Here is a 15837-nt window from a genome sequence, read left to right as displayed (position 1 = left end):
ACCTCACATCAAGCGTTGGGAAATATCGATCAACTGCCGCACCATCTCCTTCATGGAGTCGATATCGCCCTGACCCTTGAGCCTGTCCATATCGTCATAGGCCTGGTCGGCAAAGGCGAGCGTGAACTGGCTGGCGATCACATTGGCGTGGCAGGAGGTCAGGATCAGGCGCAACGCCTGCAGCGCGCGAGCAGCTCCAAGCCGGCTCTGCGACGCACCGGCGAGCGCGAAGGCGCGGTTGCGGAAGACGTCGCCGCGCGCCTCGTGCAGATCGTGCACGCGGCTGACCCAGTCGATGGCGTTCTTGAGGAGCGGCGGCACCGAAGCATTGTATTCGGGCGAGACCAACAGCACGCCATGATGCGCGCCGATCATGCGCTTGAGATTGATGGCGTGCTTCGGGATGCCCGATTTGGCCTGGAGATCGCCGTCATAGATCGGCAGCGGAAAATCGGCGAGCGAGATGCGGGTGACGTCGACGCCGGCCTGGGCGATTTCATAAGCGAGGACCGCCGCCAGCTTCACATTGTGCGAGCCGGTGCGCAGCGAGCCGGGAATGACCAGGATCTTCGGAGCGGACATCCACTTCCATACGTTCGGCGAAACGAGCCCGCCGCGCAAAGGAAGACGCCGGCGGAATTAGTCCTTGCGATACACCCAGACGCGGGCCGGCGGAAGGTTCATCCAGATCCGTTCCGAGGCCTCTGTGGACACGCCGGGCAGCGATTTCGGGATCGGCGGCACCACCGCATAGGTGAACTGGACGAAGGGCGCGCCGGGCGCAAGCGCCGCGAAGGCATCGCGCATCAGCCGAAGGCGCGTCAGCATCGGCTTCGTCACCAGCGGCAGGCCGGAGACGACGGCGCTGGCGGGCGCGCTCAGCACGTTCCAGAGCGTGTCACGCAGCCGATAGGCATCGCCCTGCACCACCTTGGCTTGCGGATAACGGTCACGCAGCAGCGCGCAGAAGCCGGGATTGTATTCGACGAGAACGAGACGCTTCTGATCGACGCCGCGCTCGACCAGGGCCGAGGTGATAGCACCCGTGCCGGGTCCGAGCTCGACCACCGGAGCATCCGAATCGATATCGACATAATGCGCCATGGTCCGCGCGAGCAGCTTGCCCGACGGCATCACCGCGCCCATGTGCAGGGGCTTTTCAATCCACGATCTGAGGAAGCGCACCTCGTCATCGAGACGGGGCTTCTTCAACGCACGCGCGGACGACGGCAATGGCATGTCTGGACCGGACGGGACGAGACCGCGTGACCGCGGCTGTCAGAAAATGGTCATAAAGACGTATAGGCCGAAGTCGATACGGTCAAGCCGGCTCAGTTCGCCCGATTACCGAAGAAATCCTTGACCTTGGCGAAGAAGCCCTCGGATTCCGGCTGGGTGTTGCCGGAGGAGAGCTTTTCGAACTCGGCCAGCAATTCCTGCTGCTTCTTGGTGAGGTTCTGCGGGGTCTCGACCACGACCTGGACGTACATGTCGCCCATCTGGCGCGAGCGCAGCACCGGCATGCCTTTTGATGCGATGCGGAATCGACGGCCGGACTGGGTTCCGGCGGGCACCTTCACCTTGGCCTTGCCCTTCTCGATGGTGGGCACCTCGAATTCGCCGCCGAGCGCGGCCGTGACCATCGAGATCGGCACGCGGCAATGCAGGTCGGCGCCGTCGCGTTGGAAGAACTGGTGCTGGGCCAGCGACAGGAAGATGTAGAGGTCGCCGGGCGGACCGCCGCGCACCCCGGCCTCGCCTTCGCCGGCGAGCCTGATCCTGGTGCCGTCCTCGACGCCCTGGGGAATGTTGACCGACAGCGTTCGCTCGCGGGTGACGCGGCCCTGGCCCGAGCAGGACGGACAGGCGTCCTCGATCATCTGGCCGCGGCCCTGACAGCCGGGGCAGGTGCGCTCGAGGGTAAAGAAGCCCTGCGACTGCCGCACGCGGCCGGCGCCGCCACAGGTCGAGCAGGTTTTCGGCTTGGTGCCGGCCTTGGCGCCGATACCCGAGCAGGCCTCGCAGGTGACCGAGACCGGAATCTCGATCTGCGCGGTCTTGCCGCCGAAGGCTTCCTCGAGGGTGATTTCCATGTTGTAGCGCAGGTCGGCGCCACGCTCGCGGCCGCCGCGGCCGCGCTGCCCGGCCATGCCGAACAGATCTTCGAAAATGTCGGAGAAGGAGGAGGCGAAGCCCGCGCCGAAGCCGGCGCCGCCGCCACCACCTTGCTCGAACGCGGCATGGCCGAAGCGGTCATAGGCGGCGCGCTTGTCCTTGTCCTTCAGGACCTCATAGGCCTCGTTGATTTCCTTGAACTTGACTTCGCTGGTCTCATCCCCGGGATTGCGGTCGGGATGGAATTTCATCGCCAGCTTGCGGAATGACGATTTCAGCTTGCTCTCGTCGGCCGTGCGATCGACTTCGAGGGTTTCGTAGTAGCAGCGCTTGGTGGACGTGGACATGTCTGACTCAGGTCTATCCGATCGCGATTCAAGTCGGTGCGAAACAACGTCGCCACGCGACGATATAGGCAGCCTTCCGCATCACGGCAGAGGGCTGCATGGCAGCGTTGAGCATAAAGGCTGGGAATTGATTGATCGTAACGGGCCTACCCGCCCGCCCCGACACGAAAGCCTCCCCCCTGAGGGGGGAGGCCGTTTCAGCGTGTGGGGTCCAAGCCGTCCGCATCATGACCCTCGCGGGGCTTATGCGGACTTCTTGTTGTTCTTGTCGTCGTCGACTTCGGTGAATTCCGCGTCGACGACGTCGTCCTTCGCAGCGTCCTTGGCCGCGTCGGCCTCGGCCTGCTGCTTGTACATGGCCTCGCCGAGCTTCATCGAAGCCTGAGCCAGCGTGTTGGTCTTGGCCTTGATCGCCTCGGCATCGCTGCCCTTCAGCGCTTCCTTGAGGTCGCTGACGGCGTCCTCGATGGCGCGGCGCTCGGTCTCGGAGACCTTCGAACCGTGCTCGGCCAGCGCCTTCTCGGTGGAGTGCACCAGCGCGTCGGCATGGTTCTTGGCATCGACCGCCTCGCGGCGCTGCTTGTCGGCCGCGGCATTGGCCTCGGCGTCCTTGACCATCTTGTCGATGTCGGCTTCCGACAGACCGCCAGAGGCCTGGATGCGGATCTGCTGCTCCTTGCCGGTGGCCTTGTCCTTGGCCGAGACGTTGACGATGCCGTTGGCGTCGATGTCGAAGGTCACCTCGATCTGCGGCATGCCGCGCGGAGCCGGCGGAATGCCCATCAGGTCGAACTGGCCGAGCATCTTGTTGTCGGCCGCCATTTCACGCTCGCCCTGGAAGACGCGGATGGTGACGGCATTCTGATTGTCTTCAGCCGTCGAGAACACCTGGCTCTTCTTGGTCGGGATCGTGGTGTTGCGGTCGATGATGCGGGTGAACACGCCGCCCAAGGTCTCGATGCCCAGCGACAGCGGGGTCACGTCGAGCAGCAGCACGTCCTTGACGTCGCCCTGGAGCACGCCGGCCTGGATCGCAGCGCCGATCGCCACGACCTCGTCCGGGTTGACGCCCTTGTGCGGCTCCTTGCCGAACAGCTGCTTCACGACTTCCTGGACCTTCGGCATGCGGGTCATGCCGCCGACCAGAACCACTTCGCCAATCTCGCCGGCGGTGACGCCGGCATCCTTCAGCGCCTTGCGGCAGGGCTCGATGGTCTTCTGCACGAGGTCGTCGACCAGTGCCTCGAACTTGGCGCGGGTGAGCTTCATCGTCAGATGCTTCGGGCCGGTCTGGTCCGCGGTGATGAAGGGCAGGTTGATCTCGGTCTGCGTCGTCGACGACAGCTCGATCTTGGCCTTTTCAGCGGCTTCCTTCAGACGCTGCAACGCAAGCTTGTCGTTGCGCAGGTTGATGCCCTGCTCCTTCTGGAACTCGTCGGCGAGGTAGCCCACGAGGCGCATGTCGAAATCTTCGCCGCCGAGGAAGGTGTCGCCGTTGGTCGACTTCACCTCGAACACGCCGTCGCCGATTTCGAGAATGGAAATATCGAACGTGCCGCCGCCGAGGTCGTACACGGCGATGGTGCCGGCCTTGGTCTTGTCGAGGCCATAGGCCAGCGCAGCCGCGGTCGGCTCGTTGATGATGCGCAGCACTTCAAGGCCCGCGATCTTGCCGGCATCCTTGGTGGCCTGGCGCTGGGCGTCGTTGAAGTAAGCGGGAACGGTGATGACAGCCTGGTCGACCTTCTGGCCGAGATGGGCTTCCGCGGTCTCCTTCATCTTCTGCAAGATGAACGCCGAAACCTGCGAGGGCGAGTAGGTCTGGCCGTCGGCCTCGACCCAGGCGTCACCGTTGGAAGCCTTCACGATCTTGTACGGAACGAGCTTCTTGTCCTTCTCGACCATCGGGTCGTCGTAGCGGCGGCCGATCAGGCGCTTCACTGCGAAGAACGTACGCTCCGGATTGGTCACGGCCTGGCGCTTGGCAGGCTGGCCGACGAGGCGCTCACCGTCGTCGGTCACGGCGACGATCGAAGGCGTCGTGCGCATGCCCTCGGAATTCTCGATGACTTTGGCGTTCTTGCCGTCCATTACGGCGACGCACGAATTCGTGGTGCCGAGGTCGATCCCAATGACCTTTCCCATGGTCCTGATATCCTTCTTTTTGCGGCAGGTTGGCTGGGCCCAGAAGGCACCCGAACCGAAACCCCCTAAGATCAAACATTCGCGATATTGCGATGGTTGAGGCTCATATAGGAGGGGGGGAGGGGCCCGCAAGGACCGAACGCAACTTTGGGCCGTGAAAACATTGGGTTTTGGAAGATCGTATCCGCCCCTCCAGCCCTTGCGGGTGAGGAAATATTAACGGGTTCGGCGATCGACCGGCCGCCCGTCGCCATCAGCGGCCCGGCCCTGTTACCGGGGCGCCAAACCCGCTAAAAGGCGGCCGGCCGGGACAGCTTCGCCATGGGGCTGCTTCGCGCGACAAGGCGGCCCCAAGGCCGATCATACAAGGCTGATCATACAAGGCTGATCATCAAAGGCCGACCATCGTACGGCCTCAATGTGAACCAAACAGAATGCCCATGAAGCTGACCCGCTCCCTCGCTGCGCTCGCCCTCCTCGTCGCCACGGCTTTTCCGGCGCTCGCCGCCGACGCCGTCTATCCGCCCGGCTTGCGTCTCGGCATGGTGCCTCTGGTCGGCCTCAGCAAGGCCAAGACCTTTCCGGGCTTCGAGAGCGAGGATGGCAGCGTCAAGGTGCTGATCACCGAGCTGCCGCCGGCGGCCTATAACGAAGTCGTCAGCGCCTTCAACGCCAATCCGGCCGGCGCCAACGGCGTCAAGCCGGACAAGATCGAGACATCGGCGGGCCTTGCGTATTTTACCACCGAAAGCGCCAAGGCTGGCGACACGCTGGTGAAGCGCTATTCGATGATCGTGCCGGGCACCGGCTTCTCCGGCTATGTCGCGGTGCAAATCCCCGAGAACGCTTCGAAGATCTACACCGACGAGGCGGTGCGGCAGATGTTTGCGACCGCCACCATCCGCAAGGAGGTGTCGGCTGACGAGCAGATCGGGCTGTTGCCGTTCAAGATCACCGATCTCGCCGGCTTCAAGGATATCCGCACGCTGGTGCCGGGCTCGAGCATCATCCTGGCCGATGGCAATGAGAGCTCGGGCTATGAATCCAAGCCATTCATGATCCTCGGCCTGATCGGCGCCACCCCGCAGGCCGCCGACGATCGTGCCCGTTTCGCCCAGGAGGCGGCGCTTCAGATCCCCGGCTTGCGCGAAAGCAAGGTCACCATGTCGGAGCCGATCCGCATCAACAGCCAGCCGGGCTTCGAGACCCGGATCGACGGCGTCAGCGGCAGGGACAAGACCCCGGTGACGGTGGTGCAGTGGATCCGCTTCGGCGGCGGCACCTCGCTGCGCATCATCGCCAGCGCCCCGCGCGACCAATGGTCCGACGCCTTCACCCGCTTCCGCGCCGTGCGCGACGGCATCCAGCCGAAGGGATAGGCGCATCTCCAGACGAGGTGCGCTCCCTCCCCCCGCTTGCGGCGCGACGAGCTTCGCTCGCGCTGAGAGGGTTGGGGAGAGGGTGTCTCCGCGATCGAGAACCCCCAAGAGGAGAAAGCCCTCACCCGCTGCGCTCTGCGCAGCGATAGCCCAACCACTCACCAAACCCGGCTGCATTTTCGGGCTTTCGTTCGTACACGAACGGAACTAGGCTTGCCCGCATTGGATCAGGTTTTGGATCATCCTGGAGGGGAGGCGGACGATGCGTAATCGACGACAGATCTTGGCCGCGATGGGAACGACGGCGCTTGCGGCCCTTGCTCCATCAGCCCTGTTCGCAGCAGCTGCGATCAAGCCGGACGACAGCTCCGCGCTGCTCGTGATCGACGTGCAAAACTGCTTCCTGCCGGGCGGCAGCCTTGCGGTGAAGGAAGGCGAGCAGGTCGTGCCCGTCATCAATAAAATGGCGAAGGCATTTTCGAACGTGGTGATGACGCAGGACTGGCACACGCCCGGCCACATCTCGTTCGCGTCGGTGCATTCCGGCAAGAAGCCGTTCGAGACCATCGACCTGCCCTATGGCAAGCAGGTGCTGTGGCCCGACCATTGCGTGCAGGGCACCGAGGGCGCCTCGCTGTCGAAGGATCTCTCGATCCCGCAGGCCGCGCTCATCATCCGCAAGGGCTTTCACAAGGACGTCGACAGCTATTCGGCGTTCCTCGAAGCCGACGGCAAGACAACGACCGGCCTTGCCGCCTATCTGAAGTCGCGCAAGATCAAGCGCGTCTTCGTCGCGGGTCTCGCCACGGATTTCTGTGTCGCCTGGACCGCGCTCGATGCGCGCAAGGCGGGTTTTGAGGTCTATGTCGTGGAGGACGCCTGCCGCGGCATCGACACGCAGGGCTCGCTGGCCAAGGCCTGGGCCGACATGGCCAAGGCCGGCGTGAAGCGGATTCAGTCGAGCGATATTGCGCTGAGCGCGTGAGACTAGGGTTGGTCGTTCCGGGGCGATGCGAAGCATCGAACCCGGAACCTCGAGATTCCGGGTTCGGCTCTGCGAGCCGCCCCGGAATGACTCCTTAAACTCAGTTCGCGTCGTTGCTGTTCGCAGCAGGCGCAGCCTTTGCGCCGCCCTTGGCGACGCCGACCAGCGCCGGGCGCAGCACGCGCTCGCCGATGGTGTAGCCGGCCTGCATGACCTGCACGACGGTGCCCGTGGGAACCGACGCATCGGGCACTTCGTACATCGCCTGATGGAAGTTGGGGTCGAACTTCTGACCCTGGGGATCGAGCTTCTTCACACCATGCTTTTCCAGTGCGTTGAGCAGCGAACGCTCGGTGAGCTCGACGCCCTCGATCAGCGCGGTCAGACCGGGATCGGCGGCGGCGCGCGCCTCGGCCGGAACGGCGTCGAGCGCGCGCTGGAGATTGTCGGCGATCTCGAGCACATCGCGGGCAAAGCCGGTGATACCGTAGAGGCGGGCATCGGCGACCTCCTTGGTGGTGCGCTTGCGCAGGTTTTCCATCTCGGCCAGCGTCCGCAGCATGCGGTCACGGGCCTCGGCGGCTTCCTTCTGCAACGTCTCCACCGAACCCGGCTCGGGATCGTCGGGCATGATGTAGGGCTTTGACACCACGGGCTCGCCGGTCGCGGCAGTCGTGTCTTCGGGTTGCCGGGTTGGATCGGTCATCGGCTGCTTCTCGAACTCGCTCAAGGGGAGGTTTTCTGGCCCGGATATCGTGCTTCGGGCGCTGAAAATCAAGCGCCCGTGATCGGCTCAAATGCCGGTCAGCCTCCCAGCAGGCGACTGACGATACGGGCGGCGTAATCCACGGTCGGGATCACGCGGGCATAATTCAGCCGCGTCGGCCCGATCACGCCCAAAACGCCGACGATGCGGCCGGCGGCATCCCGATAGGGCGAGATGATGGTGGAGGAGCCCGATAGCGAAAACAGCTTGTTCTCGCTGCCGATGAAGATTCTGACGCCTTCAGCGGTTTCGGCGCGCCCGAGCAGGTCGATTACGCCGCGCTTGGTCTCGAGATCGTCGAACAGCAGCCTGACACGCTCGAGATCCTCCAGCGCATGCAGATCTTCCAATAGATTGGCATGGCCGCGGACGATGAGCTGGCGGTCCTCGTTCTCGCCGCCCGACCAGCTCGCGATCCCGGCTGAGATCACCTTCTGGGTCAGCTGATCGAGCTCGGCGCGAGCTTCCGCGAGCGCGGTTTCCAGCTCGAGCCGCGCCTCGGCGAGCGTGCGGCCGCGGATCCGCGCGTTGAGGAAATTGCCGGCTTCAGTGATGGCCGAGGAGGGAACCCCGGGCGGCAGCGTCAGCACGCGGTTTTCGACCTGGCCGTCCTCGCCGACCAGGATCACCAGCGCCTGCTCGGGTTCCAATCGGACGAATTCGATGTGCTTCAGCCGCGTATTGGACTTCGGCGTCAGAACGACCGCTGCGGTGCGGGTGAGGCCGGACAGCCGCGTCAGCGCCTGGTCCAGCGCCGCCTCGACCGATTGGGCCTGCCCGACCGAGGTCAGCTGGCTCTGGATCGACTGCCGCTCGGCCTCATTGAGGTCGCCGACCTGCATCAAGGCGTCGACGAAGAAGCGCAGGCCGAGTTCCGTCGGCAAGCGGCCGGCCGAGGTGTGCGGCGCATAGATCAGCCCGAGCTGTTCCAGATCGGCCATGACGTTGCGGACCGAGGCCGGCGACAGCGGCATCGCGATCAGGCGGGAAATGTTGCGCGAGCCGACCGGTTCGCCGGTCGCGAGATAGCTTTCGACAATTTGACGAAAGATGTCGCGGGAACGCTCGTTGAGCTGGGCGAGGCCTGCGCGCGGCGCGATCAGATGGATCGGATCGTGATGGGCCACAGACGGTAACTCCTCTCAGATGCTCATAATTTGTCCATCCAGGACGGTTCTGACAAGCGTCGCGTTTGCGGGGTGGATATCGGGGGGGTGAAAAAGCCTTGCTGCCCACCCTGACCCCACCTACAAGCACCGCGAACCGCCCTACCCCATAAGTTCTAGATCATGAGTTCTGGAGAATTTCCCATGCGGCCAAGCCGCCGTGCGCCCGACGAATTGCGCCCCGTGACGCTGGAGCGCGGCGTGGTCAAATATGCGGAAGGCTCCTGCCTGGTGAAATTCGGCGACACCCATGTGCTCGTCACCGCCACCCTGGAAGACCGCCTGCCGCCATGGCTGAAGGGCCAGGGCCGCGGCTGGGTCACCGCCGAATACGGCATGCTGCCGCGCGCCACCTCCGAACGCACCCGCCGCGAGGCCTCGGCCGGCAAGCAGAGCGGCCGCACCGTCGAGATCCAGCGCCTGATCGGCCGCTCGCTTCGCACCATCGTTGATCTCGAAGCGCTCGGTGAGCGCCAGATCACGGTCGATTGCGACGTGCTCCAGGCCGACGGCGGCACCCGCACCGCCTCGATCACCGGCGCCTGGGTCGCGCTCGCCGATTGCATCAACTGGATGAAGGCGCGCAACATGGTCAAGGCCAACGTGATGCGCGACAACGTCGCCGCGATCTCCTGTGGCATCTACAACGGCACGCCGGTGCTCGATCTCGACTATGCCGAGGATTCGGAGGCCGAGACCGACGCCAATTTCGTCATGACCGGCGATGGCCGCATCATCGAGGTGCAGGGCACCGCGGAACGCGAGCCGTTCACGCAGGACGAGTTCCTGAAGCTGATCGCTCTCGCTCAAAAGGGCATCGCGCGGCTGGTGGACTTGCAGAAACTGGCTGTCGCGTAGTCAATAGGCCCATGCACCGCCGAATCACCGGAAAGCTCGTCATCGCCACCCACAATCCCGGCAAGCTCGCCGAGATGAAGGAGCTGCTCGCGCCTCACGGCATCGAGGTGGTGTCGGCCGGTGAGCTCGGCCTTCCCGAGCCTGACGAGACCGGCAACGACTTCCGCAGCAACGCCGCGATCAAGGCGGCCGCGGCGGCGCAGGCGACCGGGCTGCCTGCTTTCGCCGACGATTCCGGCATCGTGGTCGACGCGCTCGATGGCGCACCGGGCATCTACAGCGCGCGCTGGGCCGGTCCAAACAAAGACTTCGCCGCCGCGATGGCGCAGATCGAGCGCCTGTTGCAGGAGCGCGGTGCTATCAAGCCCGACAAGCGCAAGGCCCATTTCGTCTCCGCGCTCTGCGTCGCCTGGCCCGATCATCATCTCGAAGAGGTCGAGGCGCGCGTCGACGGCACGCTGGTGTGGCCGCCGCGCGGCACTGCCGGCTTCGGCTACGATCCGATGTTCCTGCCCGACGGTCACACGCGCACTTTCGGCGAGATGGAGAGCATCGAGAAGCACGGCCTGCCGCCGCTCGGCCTCGGCCTGTCGCACCGCGCCCGCGCCTTCGTGAAACTGGCGGAGATCTGCCTTGAGCCGCGCTGACAAGGATGCGTTCGGCGTCTACGTGCACTGGCCGTTCTGCCTGTCGAAGTGTCCCTATTGCGACTTCAACAGCCATGTCCGCCACGCAGCGATCGACGAGGCGCGCTTTGCTTCGGCCTTTGCGCGCGAGATCGCGACGACCGCCGCGCGCGCACCCGGCCGCGAGGTCACCTCGATCTTCCTCGGCGGCGGCACGCCGTCGCTGATGCAGCCTTCAACCGTCGGCGCCGTGCTGGATGCCATCGGCAAGCACTGGAGCGTTGCCAACGACGTCGAAGTCACGCTGGAAGCAAACCCGACCAGTGTCGAAGCCACGCGCTTTGCCGGCTATCGCGCCGCCGGCGTCAATCGCGTCTCGCTCGGCGTGCAGGCGCTGGACGACGCCTCGCTGAAAGCGCTCGGCCGCATGCACAGCGCGCGCGAGGCGCTCGATGCGGTCGCCATCGCGCGCCGCTCGTTCGATCGCTACTCGTTCGACCTGATCTACGCCCGCCCCGACCAGACGCCGGCGATGTGGGCCGACGAGCTCCGCCTCGCCATCGATGAAGCCGCGGAGCATCTGTCGCTCTATCAGCTCACCATCGAAGAGGGCACGCCGTTCTTCGGTCTGCACCAGGCCGGCAAGTTGAAGACGCCGGACGAGGCGATTGCGCGCGCGCTCTACGACGTGACGCAGGAGACCTGCGACAGGCTGGGGCTGCCCGCCTACGAGATTTCAAATCACGCCCGTCGCGGCGCCGAGTGCCGGCACAATCTGGTGTATTGGCGCGGCGAGGAATATGCCGGCATCGGTCCCGGCGCGCATGGCCGCCTCGACATCGACGGTATCAGGCACGCCACCGCCACCGAGAAACGCCCGGAGGCCTGGCTGATGCGGGTCGAGAGCAATGGCGACGGCGTCGTCACCGACGATCTCCTCAACAGCGAGGAACGCGCCGACGAATTTTTGCTGATGGGATTGCGTTTGGCCGAAGGTATCGACCCCGAGCGCTACAAGGCCCTCTCGGGCCGACCGCTCGACCCCAAGCGCATCTCGCTGCTGCGCGAGGAAGGCGCAATCACGGTCGATGCGACGGGCCGCTTGCGCGTGACCAGCAGCGGATTTCCGGTGCTGGATGCCGTGGTTGCGGATCTGGCGGCGTAGCGAGATGCCGTAGGGTGGGCAAAGGCGCGCCCTTCGCGCGCCGTGCCCACCATCTCTCTCGATCACGGAGCCTGTCATCGGGCGCGCATCCGCGCGACCCGGTGGCTTTGCCCACCCTACGGCACCGTCGTCCTGGCTACGCCCCAAAGCTCTTCGGCGAGCCCGCGACCGCAACACCGCCGCCTGTCGTCACCTTCATCACCGCAAGCCCGCGCTCGTTGGTGCCGTCGGCGCGGAAGCGGAACAGGCCGTCGATGCCGGCGAAGCCCGAGGGGTTGGTGAGCACGTCGGACGAGAAGCGCGTGGTGCCTTGCGTGCGCGCGAGCGCGGCGACGAGCGCGACGGCATCATAAGCGAGCGTCGCGGTGCGGATCGGCTCGGCGCCGTATTTGGTGCGATAGCGGCCGGAGAAGGCGCGAAAGCCCGCCGGATCGGGCGCGGCGTAGAGTCCGCCTTGCAAGTTTGGGCTGGCATAGACACGCGGACTGTCCCACAGGCCGGTGCCGAGCAACTGGATGTTGCGCAAATTCGCTCCGGCCGCAGTCATTGCATCGGCGACCGCAACCACGGCATCGCCGTCATCGGCAATGAACAGCGCATCCGCGCTGCCGAGGGCTTGCGCCACTGATCGCGCCGGCGTGGCACGATCGGCGCCGTATTTCTCGAATGCGACGATGCGCCCGCCGCGCCTGGGCACGGCTGCCTTCACCGCGGCTTCGACCACGTTGCCATAGGCGTTATCAGGCAAGAGCACGGCGACCGAGCGTTTTCCGATGCTGGCGGAATATTCGATGATGCGATTGACGTCGGACTCCGGCAGGAAGCTCAGCAGATAGACGCCGCGGCCGGCGATGCTGGAATCGGTCGAGAAGGCGATCACCGAAATGCCGCGCGTGCGCGCGACCTGGGCCACCGCCGGCACCGACTGCGCGAACAGCGGTCCCAGAATGATCTCGGCGCCTTCATCCACCGCCTGCTGCGCGCCGGCTTGCGCGCCCTGCGGGCTGCCATTGTCGTCCTTGATCAGGAGCTGGATGTTCGGGCTCTGGAACTCGGCCAGCGCCATCTCGGCGGCATTGCGCATGGATTGCGCGGCGAGCCCGGCATTGCCGGCGGCCGAGAGCGGCAGGATGACGGCCACCTTCACGCCGCCGGTGCCGGCGGTCGTTCCCTGCTGCGGCGGACCGGCCGGCTGGGCCGGCGGGGACGAGGAGCTGGAGAAGGGATTGGAGAACTGGCTGAGGCTTTGCTGCACACCGGCGCAGGCGGACAATAGCGGCGTGCCGAGCAGCAGGCCAAGCGCACTCCGCCGGGTCGCCCCTGACATCAGGCGTCCCTGGAGGGGAGACTTCAGATCACGCGGGCCCACCATCTCAGCTTCTCTTCTGACCAGCCGCTCGCGCCAGTCACCATACTCTTTCCGCGACACAGGGTGCGGATTCAGGCATATTGTCGGCAAATAGTTAACCAAAACAAAAGGATAATGACCGCTTAACGCGATCCTCATCCTGTCCTGGCTTGCTGTCCGCCGTCCGTCACGAAAGCATCAAGACGCCGTTTCCGCCGCGAATATGGCGCTGACGCTCCACTCCCTCTGGAATGTGATGCCGGATGGATCACATTCCAGTCCTTCCTCGCCCCGCTTCAAATATCCCAGCCAGCATGATCTTTTTCGAGGGGCCGGTTCCCAGCCCCTGACATCATGCCTAAGTTCATCTCATTATGCGCGCAAAGCCGGCCCCGATAAATACGACTGAAGCCACGGACGCCGCCTCGCGCGGGTTCTCCATCGATGCCCACCGGCTGGTGGCACCGAAGCTGGCGGCCGGCCTCTATCTGGTCGCGACGCCCATCGGCAATCTCGGTGACATCACGCTGCGCGCGCTGCAAACGCTGGCCGCCGTCGACGTCATCGCCTGCGAGGACACGAGGATCACGCGGCGGCTGACCGAGCGTTACGACATCGCGGCGCAGCTCAAGCCATATCACGAGCACAATGCCGAGGCCGCGCGGCCCAGGATCCTGGAGGCGCTCGCGGCCGGCGGCTCGGTCGCGCTGGTGTCGGACGCCGGCACGCCGCTGATTTCCGATCCCGGCTACAAGCTGGTGCGCGAGGTCTGCGCCGCCGGCCATGCGGTCTATGCGCTGCCCGGCCCCTCCTCGGTGCTGGCGGCGCTGTCGGTCGCGGCGCTGCCGACCGACCGCTTCTTCTTCGAAGGCTTCCTGCCGGCGAAATCCGCCGCGCGGCGCTCGCGCCTCGCCGAGCTCGCCCGCATCCATGCGACGCTGGTGATGTTCGAATCCGGCAACCGCGTGCAGGATACGCTCGCCGAGCTCGCGGAGATCATGGGTGCGCGCGAGGCCGCGATCTGCCGCGAGCTGACCAAGCTGCATGAGCAGATTTCGCGCGCAACGCTGAGCGAGCTCGCGCGCGAGGCCGACACGCTGGAGACGCGCGGCGAATTCGTGCTGGTGATCGCCCCGCCTGCCGCGGATGCCGACGTGCTGACCGCGGACGCGCTGGACGACCTGCTGCGCACACAGCTCGCCACCCACAGCGTCAAGGATGCGGTTGCGCATGCCGTCGCACTCTCGGGGCGGCCGCGCCGCGAGGTCTATGCCCGCGCGCTCGAGCTCGCCAAGGACCTGCGGAGCGGCGATGACGAGGATTAAGGGCGTCCAGGAATCTGAACAAGAACCTGAACAGGAACCTGAACGGGAACCGAAGATCGCCTCGCCCGAGCGCGTCGCCGCGTTCCGCACCGGCATCTCCGCCGAGAGCCGTGCGGCGGCCTACCTGATGGCGAAGGGCTACCGCATTCTCGCAAAACGCTACCGCACGGCGCATGGCGAGATCGACCTCGTGGCACGCCGCCGCAACCTGATCGCGTTCGTCGAGGTCAAGGCGCGCGCCAGCCTCGACGAGGCCGCCTATGCGGTGACGCCGCGCCAGCAGCGACGCATCATCGATGCGGCGCAGGGCTGGCTTGTCGCGCATCCCGAGCATGCGGAATTCGAATTGCGATTCGACGCCATGCTGATTGCGCCGCGCTCGCTTCCGCGCCATGTGTTGGCGGCATTCGACGCCTCGACCTGAAAGGCAGACCATGAAACTCAACGTCGCCGTCCAGATGGACCCCATCGCCCGCATCAACATCAAGGGCGATTCCACCTTTGCGCTGCTTCTGGAGGCGCAGAAGCGCGGCCACGGCCTGTCCTATTACACCCCCGACAAGCTCTCGATGGTCGGCGAGGAGATCGTCGCGCCGGTGCAGCCGCTGACCGTGCGCGACGAGCCCGGCGATCATTTCACCCTCGGCGAGCCCAGGCGCGAGGCGCTGAACGGCTTTGACGTGGTGCTGCTGCGCCAGGACCCGCCATTCGATCTCGCCTACATCACCTCGACGCATCTGCTCGAGCGAATCCATCCGAAAACGCTGGTCGTCAACGATCCCGCTTCGGTGCGCAACGCGCCCGAAAAGCTGTTCGTGATGAATTTTCCGCAGCTGATGCCGCCGACTTTGATCTCGCGCGACCTGGATGAGATCAACGCGTTCCGCGACAAGCATGGTGCCGTGGTGATGAAGCCGCTGCACGGCCATGGCGGCGCCGCGGTGTTCCGCGTGATGCCGCAGGACATGAATTTCGGCTCGCTGTACGACATGTTCTCGGTGACGTTCAAAGAGGCCTGGGTGATCCAGCAGTTCATCCCCGAGGTGAAGCACGGCGACAAGCGCATCATCCTGGTCGATGGCGAGTTCGCCGGCGCCGTCAACCGGGTGCCGGCGACCGACGACCTGCGCTCCAACATGGTGCGCGGCGGCGCGGCCAAGGAGACCGAGCTGACGCCGCGCGAGCGCGAGATCTGCGCCACCGTTGGACCCGCGCTGCGCGAGCGCGGCCTGCTATTCGTCGGCATCGACGTCATCAACGGCAACCTCACCGAGATCAACGTGACCTCGCCCACCGGCATCCGCGCCATCGCGCGCCTCGGCGGGCCTGACGTGGCGGCGAGGATCTGGGACGTGATCGAGCAGAAGCGGGCGAAGTAGCTTCGTAACCCGAAGCGCGAAACCATCCCCGTCACCTGAGGTGGCCGCTTCTTCAGCGGCCCTCGAAGGGCGACGGCCCAGCTCTCTCCTCGCATCAGCGGTGGCCGTTCATCCTTCGAGGCTCACCTTAGCGATGCGTCGCATCGCAAGCCTCGCACCTCAGGATGACGGATTGCCCACCGTAGTCTCCATGACCGCGCGGCGTCACCCGCCCCCTCACTAACCACCCATTC

At 65.3% G+C, this 15837-nt stretch carries 15 protein-coding genes; 8 read left to right on the top strand and 7 right to left on the bottom strand.

What is annotated here, in order from left to right; genetic code table 11:
• Positions 1 to 3: 3 nt before the first annotated feature.
• The 4 genes from HYH07_RS17725 to dnaK all read right to left on the bottom strand — a co-directional run bounded on the left by HYH07_RS17725 (position 4) and on the right by dnaK (position 4607).
• Positions 4 to 582 carry an NADPH-dependent FMN reductase gene (locus HYH07_RS17725; protein ID WP_220003684.1) on the bottom strand — a complete coding sequence of 193 codons (579 nt, stop codon included), beginning with the start codon at positions 580 to 582 and terminating at the stop codon, positions 4 to 6.
• 57 nt (positions 583 to 639) lie between these two features.
• On the bottom strand, positions 640 to 1239 hold the full coding sequence (locus HYH07_RS17720; RefSeq protein ID WP_220003683.1) for a class I SAM-dependent methyltransferase: 600 nt from the start codon (positions 1237 to 1239) through the stop codon (positions 640 to 642).
• 92 nt (positions 1240 to 1331) lie between these two features.
• Positions 1332 to 2462: a molecular chaperone DnaJ gene (dnaJ, locus tag HYH07_RS17715; RefSeq protein WP_220003682.1), complete on the bottom strand. Its 1131-nt coding sequence runs from the start codon at positions 2460 to 2462 to the stop codon at positions 1332 to 1334.
• A 243-nt stretch (positions 2463 to 2705) separates the two neighbouring features.
• Complete coding sequence (gene dnaK, locus HYH07_RS17710) at positions 2706 to 4607, bottom strand: molecular chaperone DnaK (protein ID WP_057752106.1); 1902 nt, start codon at positions 4605 to 4607, stop codon at positions 2706 to 2708.
• A gap of 440 nt (positions 4608 to 5047) precedes the next feature.
• Here dnaK and HYH07_RS17705 point away from each other — a divergent pair, with 440 nt between their 5' ends.
• Positions 5048 to 5986 carry a hypothetical protein gene (locus HYH07_RS17705; protein WP_220003681.1) on the top strand — a complete coding sequence of 313 codons (939 nt, stop codon included), beginning with the start codon at positions 5048 to 5050 and terminating at the stop codon, positions 5984 to 5986.
• A gap of 262 nt (positions 5987 to 6248) precedes the next feature.
• Positions 6249 to 6971, top strand: a complete 723-nt coding sequence (gene pncA / locus HYH07_RS17700) for a bifunctional nicotinamidase/pyrazinamidase (protein WP_220003680.1) — start codon at positions 6249 to 6251, stop codon at positions 6969 to 6971.
• Between the two features lie 100 nt (positions 6972 to 7071).
• Here the strand turns inward: pncA and grpE are convergent, their stop codons facing one another.
• Together grpE and hrcA are read right to left on the bottom strand one after the other, a co-directional pair.
• Positions 7072 to 7677 carry a nucleotide exchange factor GrpE gene (gene grpE, locus HYH07_RS17695; protein ID WP_220003679.1) on the bottom strand — a complete coding sequence of 202 codons (606 nt, stop codon included), beginning with the start codon at positions 7675 to 7677 and terminating at the stop codon, positions 7072 to 7074.
• Positions 7678 to 7775: 98 nt separating this feature from the next.
• Positions 7776 to 8864, bottom strand: coding sequence for a heat-inducible transcriptional repressor HrcA (hrcA, locus tag HYH07_RS17690; RefSeq protein ID WP_220003678.1), 1089 nt, complete (start codon positions 8862 to 8864; stop codon positions 7776 to 7778).
• Positions 8865 to 9047: 183 nt separating this feature from the next.
• Between hrcA and rph the strand changes: the two genes are divergently transcribed.
• Genes rph through hemW form a run of 3 tightly spaced genes read left to right on the top strand, consistent with a single transcriptional unit; the run spans position 9048 to position 11552 of the window.
• Positions 9048 to 9761 carry a ribonuclease PH gene (gene rph / locus HYH07_RS17685; RefSeq protein ID WP_220003677.1) on the top strand — a complete coding sequence of 238 codons (714 nt, stop codon included), beginning with the start codon at positions 9048 to 9050 and terminating at the stop codon, positions 9759 to 9761.
• 11 nt (positions 9762 to 9772) lie between these two features.
• Positions 9773 to 10408, top strand: a complete 636-nt coding sequence (rdgB, locus tag HYH07_RS17680) for an RdgB/HAM1 family non-canonical purine NTP pyrophosphatase (RefSeq protein ID WP_220003676.1) — start codon at positions 9773 to 9775, stop codon at positions 10406 to 10408.
• Positions 10395 to 11552: a radical SAM family heme chaperone HemW gene (gene hemW, locus HYH07_RS17675; protein WP_220003675.1), complete on the top strand. Its 1158-nt coding sequence runs from the start codon at positions 10395 to 10397 to the stop codon at positions 11550 to 11552. The genes rdgB and hemW overlap by 14 nt, the downstream gene beginning before the upstream one ends.
• Positions 11553 to 11688: 136 nt before the next feature.
• On the opposite strand, the gene HYH07_RS17670 is transcribed toward hemW, so the two are convergent.
• Positions 11689 to 12924 (bottom strand): penicillin-binding protein activator, encoded by a 1236-nt coding sequence (locus HYH07_RS17670; RefSeq protein ID WP_220003674.1) that lies wholly within the window; start codon positions 12922 to 12924, stop codon positions 11689 to 11691.
• Positions 12925 to 13274: 350 nt separating this feature from the next.
• On the opposite strand from HYH07_RS17670, the gene rsmI reads away from it, so the two are divergent.
• The 3 genes from rsmI to gshB are packed head-to-tail and all read left to right on the top strand — an operon-like array spanning position 13275 to position 15604.
• Positions 13275 to 14225 carry a 16S rRNA (cytidine(1402)-2'-O)-methyltransferase gene (gene rsmI / locus HYH07_RS17665; protein ID WP_220003673.1) on the top strand — a complete coding sequence of 317 codons (951 nt, stop codon included), beginning with the start codon at positions 13275 to 13277 and terminating at the stop codon, positions 14223 to 14225.
• Positions 14212 to 14649, top strand: coding sequence for a YraN family protein (locus HYH07_RS17660; protein WP_228749612.1), 438 nt, complete (start codon positions 14212 to 14214; stop codon positions 14647 to 14649). The genes rsmI and HYH07_RS17660 overlap by 14 nt, the downstream gene beginning before the upstream one ends.
• Positions 14650 to 14659: 10 nt before the next feature.
• A complete protein-coding gene (gene gshB, locus HYH07_RS17655; RefSeq protein ID WP_220003672.1) occupies positions 14660 to 15604 on the top strand; it encodes a glutathione synthase in 945 nt (314 codons plus the stop codon).
• Positions 15605 to 15837 lie beyond the last annotated feature (233 nt).

Source organism: Bradyrhizobium sp. BR 10261 (genome assembly GCF_019455395.1).
In the GTDB taxonomy this organism is placed as follows: Bacteria; Pseudomonadota; Alphaproteobacteria; order Rhizobiales; family Xanthobacteraceae; genus Bradyrhizobium; species Bradyrhizobium manausense.
Note: the sequence above shows the minus strand (reverse complement) of the source record. Positions and strands in the feature narration are given on the sequence as shown.